This is a genomic window from Lentibacillus sp. CBA3610 (assembly GCF_013373365.1).
Classification (GTDB): domain Bacteria; phylum Bacillota; class Bacilli; order Bacillales; family Amphibacillaceae; genus Lentibacillus.
The window spans coordinates 3,309,239-3,325,185 of sequence record NZ_CP035925.1 but is presented as its reverse complement, the minus strand read 5'-3'; the positions used below and the strand labels follow the sequence as shown (position 1 = coordinate 3,325,185).

The 15,947-nt window shown below is 46.1% G+C and carries 7 protein-coding genes, 8 tRNA genes and 3 rRNA genes; all 18 read right to left on the bottom strand.

Annotated features, from left to right (window positions below):
• Positions 1-80: 80 nt before the first annotated feature.
• Complete coding sequence (locus Len3610_RS16340) at positions 81-1,184, bottom strand: PIN/TRAM domain-containing protein (protein WP_176449718.1); 1,104 nt, start codon at positions 1,182-1,184, stop codon at positions 81-83.
• A 221-nt stretch (positions 1,185-1,405) separates the two neighbouring features.
• On the bottom strand, positions 1,406-2,779 hold the full coding sequence (radA, locus tag Len3610_RS16335; protein WP_176448880.1) for a DNA repair protein RadA: 1,374 nt from the start codon (positions 2,777-2,779) through the stop codon (positions 1,406-1,408).
• 829 nt (positions 2,780-3,608) lie between these two features.
• Positions 3,609-6,038, bottom strand: a complete 2,430-nt coding sequence (gene clpC, locus Len3610_RS16330) for an ATP-dependent protease ATP-binding subunit ClpC (protein WP_176448879.1) — start codon at positions 6,036-6,038, stop codon at positions 3,609-3,611.
• A gap of 17 nt (positions 6,039-6,055) precedes the next feature.
• On the bottom strand, positions 6,056-7,120 hold the full coding sequence (locus tag Len3610_RS16325; protein WP_176448878.1) for a protein-arginine kinase McsB: 1,065 nt from the start codon (positions 7,118-7,120) through the stop codon (positions 6,056-6,058).
• Positions 7,117-7,641 carry a protein-arginine kinase activator protein McsA gene (locus Len3610_RS16320; protein ID WP_176448877.1) on the bottom strand — a complete coding sequence of 175 codons (525 nt, stop codon included), beginning with the start codon at positions 7,639-7,641 and terminating at the stop codon, positions 7,117-7,119. The genes Len3610_RS16325 and Len3610_RS16320 overlap by 4 nt, the downstream gene beginning before the upstream one ends.
• A gap of 20 nt (positions 7,642-7,661) precedes the next feature.
• The gene (locus tag Len3610_RS16315) at positions 7,662-8,126 is read right to left on the bottom strand and encodes a CtsR family transcriptional regulator (protein ID WP_176448876.1); all 465 of its coding nucleotides are present in this window, start codon (positions 8,124-8,126) and stop codon (positions 7,662-7,664) included.
• Positions 8,127-8,463: 337 nt separating this feature from the next.
• Positions 8,464-9,168 (bottom strand): MgtC/SapB family protein, encoded by a 705-nt coding sequence (locus Len3610_RS16310; protein ID WP_176448875.1) that lies wholly within the window; start codon positions 9,166-9,168, stop codon positions 8,464-8,466.
• Between the two features lie 339 nt (positions 9,169-9,507).
• Positions 9,508-9,623 (bottom strand): 5S ribosomal RNA (gene rrf / locus Len3610_RS16305).
• A 134-nt stretch (positions 9,624-9,757) separates the two neighbouring features.
• A 23S ribosomal RNA gene (locus Len3610_RS16300) occupies positions 9,758-13,102 on the bottom strand.
• A 158-nt stretch (positions 13,103-13,260) separates the two neighbouring features.
• Positions 13,261-14,832 (bottom strand): 16S ribosomal RNA (locus Len3610_RS16295).
• The 16S, 23S and 5S rRNA genes sit together here with 8 tRNA genes alongside, the layout of an rRNA operon.
• 253 nt (positions 14,833-15,085) lie before the next feature.
• A tRNA-Ala gene (locus tag Len3610_RS16290) sits at positions 15,086-15,161 on the bottom strand.
• A gap of 3 nt (positions 15,162-15,164) precedes the next feature.
• A tRNA-Pro gene (locus Len3610_RS16285) sits at positions 15,165-15,241 on the bottom strand.
• A 6-nt stretch (positions 15,242-15,247) separates the two neighbouring features.
• A tRNA-Arg gene (locus tag Len3610_RS16280) sits at positions 15,248-15,324 on the bottom strand.
• A 3-nt stretch (positions 15,325-15,327) separates the two neighbouring features.
• Positions 15,328-15,417 (bottom strand) — tRNA-Leu (locus tag Len3610_RS16275).
• A gap of 21 nt (positions 15,418-15,438) precedes the next feature.
• Positions 15,439-15,513, bottom strand: a tRNA-Gly gene (locus Len3610_RS16270).
• Positions 15,514-15,537: 24 nt separating this feature from the next.
• Positions 15,538-15,622: transfer RNA gene (locus tag Len3610_RS16265), tRNA-Leu, on the bottom strand.
• Positions 15,623-15,627: 5 nt separating this feature from the next.
• Positions 15,628-15,703: transfer RNA gene (locus tag Len3610_RS16260), tRNA-Lys, on the bottom strand.
• Between the two features lie 168 nt (positions 15,704-15,871).
• Positions 15,872-15,947: transfer RNA gene (locus Len3610_RS16255), tRNA-Thr, on the bottom strand.

The window sequence follows — 15,947 nt, the reverse complement described above, 5'->3', positions numbered from 1 at the left end:
TGACAAATTTAATCATACGTATAAAAAGTGATAACATCGGACGTTATCACTTTTTGTTTCCTCTATAAGTTATACCGCTTTTACTGAGCTTTTTCAAGTAATTTTGGTTTTGCAAAAATCATTCTTCCGGCTGACGTTTGCAGAACACTTGTAATGAGTACATCGATTTTCTTGCCGATATAATCGTGCCCTTCCTCGACAACAATCATCGTCCCATCATCAAGATAAGCGATACCCTGATTATGCTCCTTGCCATCTTTAATCACGTGTACCGACAATTCCTCTCCAGGCAGTACAACCGGTTTAACGGCATTCGCCAGATCATTAATGTTCAGAACAGGGACTTCCTGCAGATCACAAACTTTATTTAAATTAAAATCATTTGTAACAACGATTCCATCGATTACTTTCGCCAGTTTAATCAGTTTGCTGTCTACTTCCGGAATATCTTCAAAATCACCTTCATAAATCTCAACATTTACCGGCAGTTCCTTTTGAATGCGATTGAGCACATCAAGCCCGCGACGACCGCGATTCCGTTTCAGTACGTCGGATGAATCGGCAATGTGCTGCAGTTCTCCCAGGACAAATTGCGGGATGACAATGGTTCCTTCAAGGAAATTCGTCTGGCATATATCAGCAATGCGGCCATCAATGATGACACTTGTATCCAAAATTTTGGATTTTGGCTGTGGTTTCTGTGTTACCTCTCCTTCAGAATCAGAAGCACGTTTTTTCTCCCGTTCTTTCCGATTAAAATTAAAGAGACCCATTAATTCATCCCGCCGCCTGAAACCAACCTGAAACCCTAAGTAACCAAGCAAAATTGTTATAAAGAGCGGTAGAACCTGTGACACAAGATAAATGTTAATGTCGGTTAAAGGGATATTCACTAAATACGCAATAACCAAACCGCCAATCAAGCCAAAGCTGCCAGAAAACAAATCACCTACCGGAACTTTAATCAGTCCTTCTTCAATCCACCTTAAAAATCCAACGATATAACCCGCCACAAAGTAAGAAAAAACAAATAATATAATTGCACCTAAGGCCATGCCTAAATAAGGGGATGCAGCCCATGTCGCGTCAGTAAAATCTAACATGTTGACAATATCCGGTATATATAAATACCCAATGGTACCTCCACTAATAATGAAAAATAAATGGACAATCTTTTTTAGCACCACTGTTCACCTCCTACCGTTTATTATTACCCATTTTCTATATAATAACCATGTTTAACCAGATAAAATATGTTGTAATAATAAAAGCCTACCATAACTGTAAAAATGAGTCAATTTATGAAACTATATATATTATCACACTTTTTATTATGATGTCAATCTATTAATTCTGCTCACTGCGGTTTAAAGATCCGTATTTCCGTTATATGAAGCATAATCATTTATCGCATTAACCCTTCCTCCAAGGCTTCCTGTACACTGTTGACACCAATTACCTGAATCGATTCAGGCGGTGTCCAGCCTTCCAGATTTTTCTGGGGACATATAACGCGTTTGAATCCCAATTTTGCCGCTTCCTGTACACGTTGCTCAATTCGTGCCACCCGTCTGATTTCACCGGTCAGCCCAACTTCACCAATGACAATGTCTTCTGGCTTAGTCGGCTGATTCCGGAAGCTGGATGCAATGCTGACAGCTATAGCCAGATCAATTGCCGGCTCATCGAGTTTCACCCCGCCCGCTACTTTGATATAGGCATCCTGATTTTGCAGCATTAGTCCAACACGCTTTTCTAAAACCGCCATTAAAAGCGGCACCCGGTTTGTGTCTATCCCTGTTGCCATTCGCCTTGGATTGCCAAAACTGGTTGGCGATATCAATGCTTGTATTTCAACGAGAACAGGACGTGTTCCCTCCATCGAGGCCACAACCGTCGATCCTGCTGCTCCCTGTGAACGTTCTTCCAAAAAGATTTCAGAGGGATTCATAACTTCTTTTAAACCCTCTTCTTTCATTTCAAAAATACCCATCTCATGCGTACTGCCAAACCGATTTTTAACACTGCGCACGATCCGGTATGTATGATGACGTTCCCCTTCAAAATAAAGAACGGCATCAACCATATGCTCCAGCATCCGTGGTCCGGCAATGGCACCTTCTTTGGTCACATGCCCGACAATAAAAACAGGGGTCCCGTTCGATTTGGCAACGCGCATGAGTTCACTTGTACTTTCACGTACCTGAGACACACTGCCCGGAGCACTCGACACTTCTTCACGATAAATTGTCTGTATGGAGTCAATCACAACAAATGCAGGCTTCGTTTGCTCAATGTGATTGACGATATCAAATAAATTGGTTTCAGATAATACATACAATAAATCTGACGTGACACCAAGACGGTCCGCCCGCAGTTTGGTTTGCCGGATTGATTCTTCACCGGAGATATAAAGAACGGGCAAGTGCTTATCGGCTAATTGAGAAGATATTTGGAGCAGCAGTGTTGACTTCCCTATTCCCGGATCGCCACCAATCAATGCAAGTGATCCTGGCACAATGCCGCCCCCAAGCACGCGGTTGAATTCATCCATCGATGTTGTAATGCGATGCTCTTTCTGTATTTCGACCGCTGTGATGCTTTCAGGCTGACCCACCGATTTTGTATCCCTGCTCATTGTATGCCGATTACTTACAGAAGATGCTTCCATTTCCTCCACCAGTGTGTTCCAGCTGTTGCATCCGGGGCATTTGCCCATCCATTTAGCAGATTCATAGCCACATTCCTGACAAACGTACTTCATCTTTCGTTTAGCCACTATAACCCTTCCCCTCGCTATATTCTCTATTATATACGATTGACATCACATGAAAGTTACAGCAATCTATCATTTCCATAAAAAAAGTTCCATATTTATTCCACAAAGCACTTATTACAGAGATTGCTGCTTTTTAACCGCGTATTTGATATAAACTGCGACGTAACGAAAATTTTCATATAGAGACTTATGCCATTCTGATTACTGCTAAGTGCTAAGAGACGCTCCGGCAATAAAACCCGCTTTCCATGGGCACGGCCTCAGCCTTCTCGGAAAGCAAAGACCGCTTTCCTGCGGGGGCGTCACGAGACGTGCTATTCCCATAGGAGTCTTCGTATATTGCCTACGCTGATAGTGAAGTTCTGAATATTAAATATTAGGGTGGTTTTCTCTCATTAGGGACAGAACACGACACTAAGCTGCGGAAAAATACGACACTCCTGCGGGAAAGGAACAGTCTGAAGACCCCGCAGCGAGCGTTCAAGGAACAAAGGCTAAATTCGCCACGTCAATAGCCAACGCCTCCCGCGACCAACATCGTGTTGCCCCGCGAGCGAGGAGGCTGAAGCGTTCCCCGCGGAAATGGAGTATTTTTCCGCAGCGAATGAACTAGTACTCAGGCACCGATAGAATTGGAGGAAGACATTCCAAAAGTTGCGTCGCAGTTTATGGATTTTCGGTAAAAACAACAATCTTTGAGTAAACAGCCTTTTAAAAACTTCACAAAACAATTATAACATGCGCCTGTCTTCTCCGTAATAAGCCAAAAAGCTGAAAGGACACGCCCTTTCAGCTTTTTGAACACACATTATTTCCTAATACTATTTTTCTACGGCAGAATAATAAATTCTCCTTTATTATTTAAGCCGATTTTTACCTTTTCACCTTTTTCAATACTTTCTTTAAGCAATTCTTCGGAAAGCATATCCTCAATATTTTTCTGGATTGACCTGCGTAAAGGACGCGCCCCATACTCCGGATCAAACCCTTCATTGGCAATCTTTTCAACTGCCTTATCCGTCAAGGTGAACTCAATCTCCTGTTCTTTCAAGCGTTCTTGCAGCTGTTTGATCATGAGATTAACAATATATTTCATATGTTTTCTCTCTAATGAGTGGAAAACAATGGTTTCATCGATACGGTTTAAAAATTCAGGACGGAACGCTTTTTTCAATTCGTCGGTCACTTTCGTCTTCATGCTCTGATAATCCTGTTCTTCGTCATCCAGTGTAAATCCAACGTATTTGTTCCGTTTAAGCTCATTTGCCCCTACGTTTGATGTCATAATCAGAACAGTGTTTCGGAAATCGACAACACGGCCCTTTGCATCCGTCAGACGTCCATCCTCAAGCACTTGCAGTAAAATGTTAAACACTTCAGGATGTGCTTTTTCCACTTCGTCAAGCAGTACCACTGAGTAAGGTTTTGTACGGACTTTTTCAGTGAGTTGTCCGCCTTCATCATAACCGACATATCCTGGCGGCGAACCTACCAGCCGGGAAGTGGCGTGTCTCTCCATATACTCCGACATATCAATTCGAATCATGGCTTCCTCATCCGCAAACATTGCCTCTGCCAACGCCCTGGCAAGCTCTGTTTTCCCGACGCCGGTTGGGCCAAGGAAAATAAACGAACCGATTGGACGTTTTGGATCCTTTAATCCGGCACGAGCACGGCGAATGGCCTTTGCTACCGCATTGACGGCTTCTTCCTGGCCGATCACCCGATTATGCAGCGTGTCTTCCAGGTTCAGCAGGCGCTCACTTTCATCTTTAGTCAGCCGGGATACAGGTACACCCGTCCATACGGAAACAACTTTTGCAATATCTTCTACCGTTACTTCGGAATCCTCCTGTCCCTGTTTTTCTTTCCATTCATTCTTCGTTTCTTCCACTTCTTCACGAAGACGCTGCTCAGAATCACGTAATGAGGCAGCTTTTTCAAATTCCTGACCTTGAACAGCGGAATCTTTTTCTTTCCGCACATCCTCAAGCTTCTGCTCCAATTCTTTTAAGTTCGGTGGAACCGTATAAGAGCGCAGACGTACTTTTGAACCGGCCTCATCAATCAAGTCGATTGCTTTATCCGGCAGGAAACGGTCTGTAATATAGCGATCAGATAAATGGGTGGCCGCTTCAATGGCTTCATCAGTAATTGTTACGCGGTGATGAGCCTCATACCGGTCACGCAGACCTTTTAAAACCTGGATTGTTTCTTCCAGCGCCGGCTCATCTACCTGGATAGGCTGGAACCTGCGCTCAAGTGCAGCATCTTTTTCGATATATTTACGATATTCATCAAGTGTCGTCGCCCCGATACATTGCAGTTCACCACGGGACAACGCCGGCTTCAGAATATTAGAGGCATCAATGGCACCTTCTGCTCCGCCTGCTCCAATCAATGTATGCAATTCATCAATAAACAGAATAATATTCGAGGCCTGACGGATTTCTTCCATCACTTTTTTAAGACGGTCCTCGAACTCACCACGGTATTTCGTTCCGGCGACAACCGTTCCCATATCCAGTGTCATAACCCGTTTATCGCGTAATATCTCGGGAATTTCATTATTCACTATTTGCTGTGCAAGACCTTCTGCCACAGCTGTTTTACCGACCCCTGGCTCACCGATTAAAACCGGATTGTTTTTCGTACGGCGGCTTAGTACTTCTACCACCCGTTCAATCTCCCCGCTTCGGCCTATTACAGGGTCAACGTTTCCCTCTTTGGCACTTGCGGTCAAGTCACGTGCCAGTGAATCAAGTGTCGGGGTGTTGGCATTAGATGACTGAGCGCCGCGCCCCTGCCGTCCTGCTTGAGATTCATTACTTCCCAGCAGTTGAAGCACTTGCTGACGGGCTTTATTAAGACTCACACCAAGATTATTCAAGACACGTGCTGCAACACCTTCACCTTCACGGATCAGACCTAACAGGATATGCTCTGTCCCAACATATGAATGCCCAAGTTTACGTGCTTCATCCTGTGATAACTCGACAACCTTTTTGGCGCGCGGTGTATAATGAATGGTTTGCATCGGTTGTTTGCCGGTTCCAATTAATTTTTCCACTTCCTGTTGGATTTTAGATACTTCCAAACCTAATGATTCGAGTGCTTTGGCCGCAATCCCATTTCCTTCACGTACAAGGCCAAGCAATATATGTTCTGTTCCGATATTATTATGGCCAAGTCTTACCGCTTCCTCCTGGGATAATGCCAATACTTTTTGTGCTCGCTCTGTAAAGCGTCCAAACATCATATATTTTTGCCTCCTACCTAAGTCTCTAATTGTATTCGTTCTCGAATGAGTGATGCTCTTAGTACATCCCGTTCACTCGGAGTCAATGTTTTCTTCGCATATTGCTGCAAAAATCCGGGCTGTGTCAGTACCATTAACTCGTTTAATATATTACGTGATACATTTTCAATAATTTCTAAATCGATACCTAACCGGACATCAGATAAACATTTTGCCGCTTCTTTGGATTCGATGATCCGGCTATAAGCCAATATACCATACGAACGATAAATCCGGTCTTCCAGTCGTTTACTTGACTGTTTCATAATATAATGTCTTGCCTTCCGCTCGTGGTCAATCAGCCCGCGGACAACGCTTTGCAAGTCCTCCACAATGTCTTCTTCAGACTTTCCAAGCGTAATTTGGTTGGATATCTGAAAAATGTTGCCCGTCGCTTGACTGCCTTCCCCATAAATACCACGGACGACCAGGCCAAGCTGGTTAATCGCAGGTATCATACGGTTGATTTGCTGGGTCCAGGAAAGGGCGGGTAAATGCATCATAACCGATGCCCGCATACCGGTCCCGACATTAGTTGGACAGCCAGTCAGATAGCCCCGTTTTTCATCAAATGCGTAATCAATGTTCTCTTCCAGCCAATCATCGAGCTCAAACACCTTTTGCAGTGCATGATTCAACTGAAGCCCGGGAAAATAAAGCTGCAGCCGCAAATGATCTTCCTCATTTACCATAATTGAAACTTGCTCATTTTTAGAAATAAGTACTGCTGATGAATGATTTTTCTCTGCCAAATGCGGACTTATTAAATGTTTTTCAACCAGAACACGTCTTTCAACAGGGGTCAGATCCTGAATAGGAACGAATGAAAAATCACGGTAATCCTGGAATGATTGGTTCTCATATTCCTGCTGGATGAATGAACTTATATGCTGAAGGTCTTTCTCATTAGCAAGGATTGGAAATGAATATTGAGCAAAGTTTCGTGCCAATCGAATCCTTGTACTTAACACAATATCGCTGTCAGGTCCTTCCTCGCGCATCCATGGGCTTATCGCCTCGTTCATAAAGTGTTGCAACGTCATGTGTCATCACCCCGCATTTGTTCTTCCAATTCCTTAATTTTATCACGAACTGTGGCAGCTTCTTCAAAGGCTTCATTGTTAATTAAATGTTGTAATTCTTCTTTGTATGAATCAAGCTGTTTTTTAATACGCATATCGCCGCCAATACGTGCAGGAATTTTCCCATGATGTGTTTTATTACCACTGTGAACGCGGCGGAAAATGGGGTCCAGGTGCTCAGAGAATGTCTCATAACACATTGAACAGCCAAATTTTCCGATTCGCTTAAACTCCGGTAAGGTCATTTCACACTGCGGGCATTGCAACTCTTGTGTTTGTTCGGACGTGCCTTTTGAGCTTTCAAAGGTTGAATTAAGCAATTCGGACAATAAATGGTGTAACGAATAGCCATCTTCTTGATATGTCATATAGCCTTTTTCTTTTGCACAGACTTCACAAACATACACTTCTGTTTTCTCACCATTAATAACCTGGGTGAAGTGAAGTGCAGCCGGGCGTTTATGGCATTCCTGGCAATCCATAACGTTCCCCCCCTTGATGATTAATTTAAATACTTTAGCGTTGTCAGCATTGATGTTAAAATCCGCGCACGAACTTCATCGCGCAAAGGCAGCTGAAAAGCCAGCGTGCCTCTTTGAATAGCACTCAGCATAATCTTTGCTTCACGCTCGGTGACCAATTCCTCTTCCAGCAGCCGCTCAAGCACATCCATTGCTGATTGCTGCGAAACAACCGGGTTAATCATTTCAATGATATCATCGATTAATTCTGCTTCATCCCGATGTTTAATTCTCATAATCCGGATATACCCGCCGCCGCCTCGTTTACTTTCCACTATATATCCTTTTTCCACAGTGAAACGTGTTTTAATCACATAATTGATTTGTGATGGCACACACTGAAATTCTTCAGCAAGCTCGCTTCGTTTGATATCAATCGTATCTTTCCCAGCGGCTTCTAAAATCTGCTTTATATGCTGCTCAATAATATCTGAGATGTTACGCATGTGCCCTCCTCCTCTCCATCATATGAGTATTCGTCTATCTTCATCATGTTTATGAAAACATTCATTTATTTTGACTTTGACTAACTTTGACTATACTTATATTATACGATATATGTACAAAGATGCAAGTGTAGTCTATCCCTATTTTAGACAACTTCAAATAAAATGAAACATGCTGCTGAACATCCAAAGACCCATTATTAAACTTCTATGAACCACTTGCCATGGTTGATGAGATGCCGAGTCCACTTCCTGACATTGATCGGAAAGGCTTTTACCTGACTTAACTTTTTCAATCAAAAAGCCCTGCACAGTTCGCGGAGTGCAAGGCTGAATTCTACTTTCGTTCTGAAATATTTTTGACATACTCTATTTTTGATATATCTTCAAACAACGCTATCTGATCCAAACTTTTATCCGGTTCAATTTTGACGGCAATATTACGTAAATCATCATCAACTCGTTCGATTTCCAACTGTTTAATCACTATTGGATATGACTCAAGAATCGAAATGACATTATTAATTTTCAAGCCCGGCAGTGCCGTTATTTCAATCGAATGAGACCGACCTTTCCTGAATAGTTTCTCGAAATTATTTAAAAAGACAAGACTCAACAGAATGATAAACGTTGTGAATACTGCTGGGGCATACATACCAGCACCTGTAACAAGACCAAGCCCGGCAACCGTCCAAATGGAAGCTGCGGTTGTCAGCCCACGGATCGTCATCCCATTAACAATAATGGTACCTGCACCCAGAAAACCGATGCCGCTTATAACATAAGAAGGAATGCGCGATGGATCGAATCGGATATTATCATATGATTCAATAAAGCTTTCAAAGCCGTATAAAGACAAAAGCATCATCAGACATGCACCAACCCCCACCAATATATGCGTCCTGAAACCAGCCGAATGGTTTTTCAATTCCCGCTCAAACCCAATGAGTCCGGATAGTATTAGTGCAATTAATATACGTACCATAATAATGGTGAAATTGTCCCCGACAAGTTCATCCAAATAATCCAGATATTCCATCATCTATCCAACACTCCCTTCACTTCTATATATATCCGTTTATATTAATTTAAATGTTACAAATTGAATTCCGTTTGCCTTACAAGAATACAACATTCTTATGGGGAGAATGCTATATGCGATAAACAGCCAAGTTGAAAAACATTCTATTACCAAAGTAGCTATATTGTAAATTTATTTGCTTTAGTTTAAAAATTCAATTTAAGTAATGCTGCGGCTTAACTGCCGGATATATCGATACAGCTAAAGCACTTCAAAGCTTGTAAAGACAGCACAATTACGTCTGCATAATAAAACAAAGAGGCTGATCCCATTTAATTTGAAATCAGCCTCTTTTATACTGCCTGGCGGCGTCCTACTCTTGCAGGGGTTAAACCCCAACTACCATCGGCGCTGGAGAGCTTAACTGCTGTGTTCGGCATGGGAACAGGTGTGACCTCTCCGCTATCGCTACCAGACCTTTTTCATTTTGTGTGTCGATTCCTTTATTAAGGACAAGAATCATTATAGCCATTTTTGACGAAAAATGCAAGGGGTTTTTCAGGAATTTGCACCCTGAAAACTAAATAGAGTTTCCATTCACACATATGGTTTAGTTAAGTCTCGATCGATTAGTATCCGTCAGCTCCACGTGTCGCCACGCTTCCACCTCGGACCTATCCACCTCATCGTCTCTGAGGGATCTTACTCACTTAAAGTGATGGGAAGTTTCATCTTGAGGGGGGCTTCATGCTTAGATGCTTTCAGCACTTATCCTTGCCACACGTAGCTACCCAGCTGTGCTCCTGGCGGAACAACTGGTACACCAGCGGTGTGTCCATCCCGGTCCTCTCGTACTAAGGACAGCTCCTCTCAGACTTCCAGCGCCCACGACGGATAGGGACCGAACTGTCTCACGACGTTCTGAACCCAGCTTCGCGTACCCGCTTTAATGGGCGAACAGCCCAACCCTTGGGACCGACTACAGCCCCAGGATGCGATGAGCCGACATCGAGGTGCCAAACCTCCCCGTCGATGTGAACTCTTGGGGGAGATAAGCCTGTTATCCCCGGGGTAGCTTTTATCCGTTGAGCGATGGCCCTTCCATGCGGGACCACCGGATCACTAAGCCCGACTTTCGTCCCTGCTCGACTTGTAGGTCTCGCAGTCAAGCTCCCTTCTGCCTTTGCCACTCTGGCGATGATTTCCAACCATTTGAGGGACCTTTTTGGCGCCTCCGTTACTTTTGGGAGGCGACCGCCCCAGTCAAACTGCCTGCCTGACACTGTCTCCGGACCGGATTACGGTCCTGGGTTAGAATGTTCGTACAGCCAGGGTGGTATCCCACGGGTGCCTCCACGTAAGCTGGCGCTCACGTTTCGACGGCTCCCACCTATCCTGTACAAGCTGTACCAACATTCAATATCAAGGTGCAGTAAAGCTCCACGGGGTCTTTCCGTCCAGTCGCGGGTAATGCGCATCTTCACGCATAGTATAATTTCACCGGGTCTCTCGTTGAGACAGTGCCCAAGTCGTTGCACCTTTCGTGCGGGTCGGAACTTACCCGACAAGGAATTTCGCTACCTTAGGACGTTATAGTTACGCCGCCGTTTACTGGGGCTTCGGTTTTTGGCGCTTCGCCGTGACAAGCACGCTAACGCGTCCTTAACCTTCCAGCACCGGGCAGGTGTCAGCCCCTATACTTCGCCTTTCGGCTTCGCAGAGACCTGTGTTTTTGGTAAACAGTCGCTTGGGCCTATTCACTGCGGCTCACTCGGTGTGAGCACCCCTTCTCCCGAAGTTACGGGGTCATTTTGCCGAGTTCCTTAACGAGAGTTCTCCCGATCACCTTAGGATTCTCTCCTCGCCTACCTGTGTCGGTTTGCGGTACGGGCACCTGTGAACTCACTAGAGGCTTTTCTTGGCAGTGTGGAATCAGGAACTTCGGTACTCAATTTCCCTCCCCGTCACAGCTTGGGATTGTCAGACGGATTTACCTGTCCAACTCCCTCACTGCTTGGGCGCACAATTCCGACAGTGCGCTTTCCCTATCCTGCTGCGTCCCCCCATCGTTCAAACGCTCACGAGGTGGTACAGGAATATCTGCCTGTTGGCCATCGCCTACGCCTTTCGGCCTCGGCTTAGGTCCCGACTAACCCTGAGCGGACGAGCCTTCCTCAGGAAACCTTAGGCTTTCGGTGAAAGAGATTCTCACTCTTTTTTCGCTACTCATACCGGCATTCTCACTTCCAAACGCTCCACCAGTCCTCACGGTCTGACTTCACAGCATTTGGAACGCTCTCCTACCAAACAGAGGTCAGATGCCAGAAATCAGAAGTCGGATTATTTCCACTTTTGTATAGAGAATAAATTTGCTTACCTAAACTCTTCATACCGTTGATAAAGATAGGTGTATTTCTGTTCATCCAAATATGTCAAATCTCTTGCAAAATCCAACATAACCTTGACTTCATTATTGGAGCCAAGTGATATTTTAAGAAAACGCTTGAAGTCATTAATAGAATCTTTCTTTCCATATCCTTCAGCAATATTTGCTGGAATAGAAAGGGCTGCTCTTCTCAGTTGAGCACCAAGTTCATATTTTTCAAAGTCAGGAAATTCCAAGGTGAGTTTATGAATTTTCAATGCAAGGTCATAAGCCTGTTGATAAATCCGTAAATCCTTATAGTGTTTTATCACTATCTTCCCTCACTTCTGACTTCCGACCTCTGGTATCTGACCTCTGCTTCCGCAGCTTCGGTGATACGTTTAGCCCCGGTACATTTTCGGCGCAGAGTCACTCGACCAGTGAGCTATTACGCACTCTTTAAATGATGGCTGCTTCTAAGCCAACATACTGGTTGTCTGGGCAACTCCACATCCTTTTCCACTTAACGTATACTTAGGGACCTTAGCTGGCGGTCCGGGCTGTTTCCCTTTCGACTATGAACCTTATCACCCATAGTCTGACTCCCAGGGTTGCGTTACTGGCATTCGGAGTTTGACTGAATTCGGTAACCCGGTGAGGGCCCCTAGTCCAATCAGTGCTCTACCTCCAGAACGCTTCTCCCTGAGGCTAGCCCTAAAGCTATTTCGGAGAGAACCAGCTATCTCCGTGTTCGATTGGCATTTCACCCCTACCCACACCTCATCCGCATTTTTTCAGCATAACGTGGGTTCGGGCCTCCAGTCAGTGTTACCTGACTTCACCCTGGACATGGGTAGATCACACGGTTTCGGGTCTGCGACGTATACTGTTTACGGCCCTATTCAGACTCGCTTTCGCTTCGGCTCCGTGTTTGCCACTTAACCTTGCATACAATCGCAACTCGCCGGTCCATTCTACAAAAGGTACGCCGTCACCCATTAACGGGCTTCGACTACTTGCAGGCACACGGTTTCAGGTTCTGTTTCACTCCCCTTCCGGGGTGCTTTTCACCTTTCCCTCACGGTACTGGTTCACTATCGGTCACCAGGGAGTATTTAGCCTTGGGAGATGGTCCTCCCGGATTCCGACGGAATTTCCCGTGTTCCGCCGTACTCAGGATCCACACCGGAGGAAATGGCTTTTCGACTACAGGGCTCTTACCTTCTTCGGCTGATCATTCCAGATCGATTCGTCTAAGCCATTTCTTGATAACTCCCATGGCGTGTCCTTCTACCCCGGAAAGCATAGCTTTCCGGTTTGGGCTGTTTCCGTTTCGCTCGCCGCTACTCGGGAAATCGCGTTTGCTTTCTCTTCCTCCGGGTACTGAGATGTTTCAGTTCCCCGGGTGTGCCTCTTGTGCCCTATGAATTCAGACACAAGTACTGCCCCATTACGGACAGCGGGTTGCCCCATTCGGAAATCCCCGGGTCGCAGTCTACTTACGACTCACCGGGGCATATCGGTGTTAGTCCCGTCCTTCGTCGGCTCCTGGTGCCAAGGCATTCACCGTGCGCCATCGTTCACTTAACTAATACATGCGTTCGTTTGACGAACGTTTTTAAATCAATGTCGTTGAATGTCTTGCTCTTATTTAGTTTTCAAGGTCCAAACTTCGCTTCCACACGAGGGATTTTGCTCCCTCAAAACTGAACCAAACAACCATGCATGACTTCCTTAAAAATCCTTAGAAAGGAGGTGATCCAGCCGCACCTTCCGATACGGCTACCTTGTTACGACTTCACCCCAATCATTGGCCCCACCTTCGGCGGCTGGCTCCGAAAGGTTACCTCACCGACTTCGGGTGTTGCCAACTCTCGTGGTGTGACGGGCGGTGTGTACAAGGCCCGGGAACGTATTCACCGCGGCATGCTGATCCGCGATTACTAGCGATTCGGCTTCATACAGGCGAGTTTGCAGCCTGCAATCCGAACTGGGAATGGTTTTATGGGATTTGCTTCACCTCACGGCTTCGCTGCCCTTTGTTCCATCCATTGTAGCACGTGTGTAGCCCAGGTCATAAGGGGCATGATGATTTGACGTCATCCCCGCCTTCCTCCGGTTTGTCACCGGCAGTCACCTTAGAGTGCCCAACTTAATGCTGGCAACTAAGATCAAGGGTTGCGCTCGTTACGGGACTTAACCCAACATCTCACGACACGAGCTGACGACAACCATGCACACTGTCACTCTGTCCCCGAGGAACACGGTATCTCTACCGCCATCCAGAGGATGTCAAGACCTGGTAAGGTTCTTCGCGTTGCTTCGAATTAAACCACATGCTCCACCGCTTGTGCGGGCCCCCGTCAATTCTTTTGAGTTTCAGCCTTGCGGCCGTAATCCCCAGGCGGAGTGCTTATTGCGTTAACTTCAGCACTAAGGGGTGGAAACCCCCTAACACCTAGCACTCAACGTTTACGGCGTGGACTACCAGGGTATCTAATCCTGTTCGCTACCCACGCTTTCGCACCTCAGCGTCAGTGACAGACCAGAGAGTCGCCTTCGCCACTGGTGTTCCTCCACATCTCTACGCATTTCACCGCTACACGTGGAATTCCACTCTCCTCTTCTGTACTCAATCCTCTACCAGTCTCAGTTTCCAATGACCACCCGCAGTTAAGCTGCGGGATTTCACATCAGACTTAAAAGACCGCCTGCGTGCCCTTTACGCCCAATAATTCCGGACAACGCTTGCCCCCTACGTATTACCGCGGCTGCTGGCACGTAGTTAGCCGGGGCTTTCTGGTCAGGTACCGTCATGTCCTGCCCTGTTCGAACAGAACGTGTTCTTTCCCTGACAACAGAGTTTTACGATCCGGAAAACCTTCTTCACTCACGCGGCGTTGGCACCGTCAGACTTTCGTCCATTGCGGATGATTCCCTACTGCTGCCTCCCGTAGGAGTCTGGCCGTGTCTCAGTCCCAGTGTGGCCGATCACTCTCAGGTCGGCTACGGCATCGTCGCCTTGGTGAGCTCTTACCTCACCAACTAACTAATGCGCCGCGGGCCCATCTGTAAGTGACAGCTTAATGCCGCCTTTCAACTGCCGGTCATGCGACCGAAAGTGTCATCCGGTATTAGCTCGCGTTTCCGCGAGTTATCCCGGTCTTACAGGCAGGTTGCCCACGTGTTACTCACCCGTCCGCCGCTCGTTCCACAGATGAAACGCCCCGAAGGGCGTTCACCTGCTTCCCGCGCACGACTTGCATGTATTAGGCACGCCGCCAGCGTTCGTCCTGAGCCAAGATCAAACTCTCCAATAAAAGTTTGCCATAAGGTCGACACCGATCAACCTTATCAATGTCTTAGCTTCAAAAATTGATTCCAGGGGTTAAAGTGTCATCATTCGGATTAAAACAATCCGATTTCCGACCTCTTACCTCTGACATCTGTTTATCATACAGGTTGTTTTGTTCAGTTTTCAAAGAGCAAATTCAATGTCGCCTTCAAAAAAGCGACTTTATTAATATACCATCTTCCAACAACTATGTCAATAACTTTTTAAAAATAAATATTTGGTGGAGCCTAGCGGGATCGAACCGCTGACCTCCTGCGTGCAAAGCAGGCGCTCTCCCAGCTGAGCTAAGGCCCCAAATGGTCGGGAAGACAGGATTTGAACCTGCGACCCCATGGTCCCAAACCATGTGCTCTACCAAGCTGAGCTACTTCCCGATGATTTGGCGCGCCCGAGAGGAGTCGAACCCCTAACCTTCTGATCCGTAGTCAGACGCTCTATCCAATTGAGCTACGGGCGCTACTGGTGCCGAGGGCCGGACTCGAACCGGCACGGTAGGTGACCTACCGCAGGATTTTAAGTCCTGTGCGTCTGCCAATTCCGCCACCCCGGCATTGGATAGGCATAGCAATAATGGAGCGGAAGACGGGATTCGAACCCGCGACCCCCACCTTGGCAAGGTGGTGTTCTACCACTGAACTACTTCCGCACAAGAGGTTTATAAAGTTTGTGATGGTGCGGGTGGAGGGACTTGAACCCCCACGTCGCGAGACACTAGATCCTAAATCTAGCGCGTCTGCCAATTCCGCCACACCCGCAAAAATGGTGAGCCATGGAGGATTCGAACCTCCGACCCTCTGATTAAAAGTCAGATGCTCTGCCAACTGAGCTAATGGCTCATATCATAATGCTTTTTCACTTTATAGTTGTGTATTGAATAATCCCTGGATAATACGGAATGCTGCACTCCCATCAATCCTAAAGACAGCCACAGTCACTTATGAAGCGAGCAGTTAACTGGCGGATCAGAATTTAATGATTTATCGTAGGTTGATTTCATATTAAAGTGGTGCCGGCCAGAGGACTTGAACCCCCAACCTACTGATTACAAGTCAGTTGCTCTGCCAATTGAGCTAGGCCGGC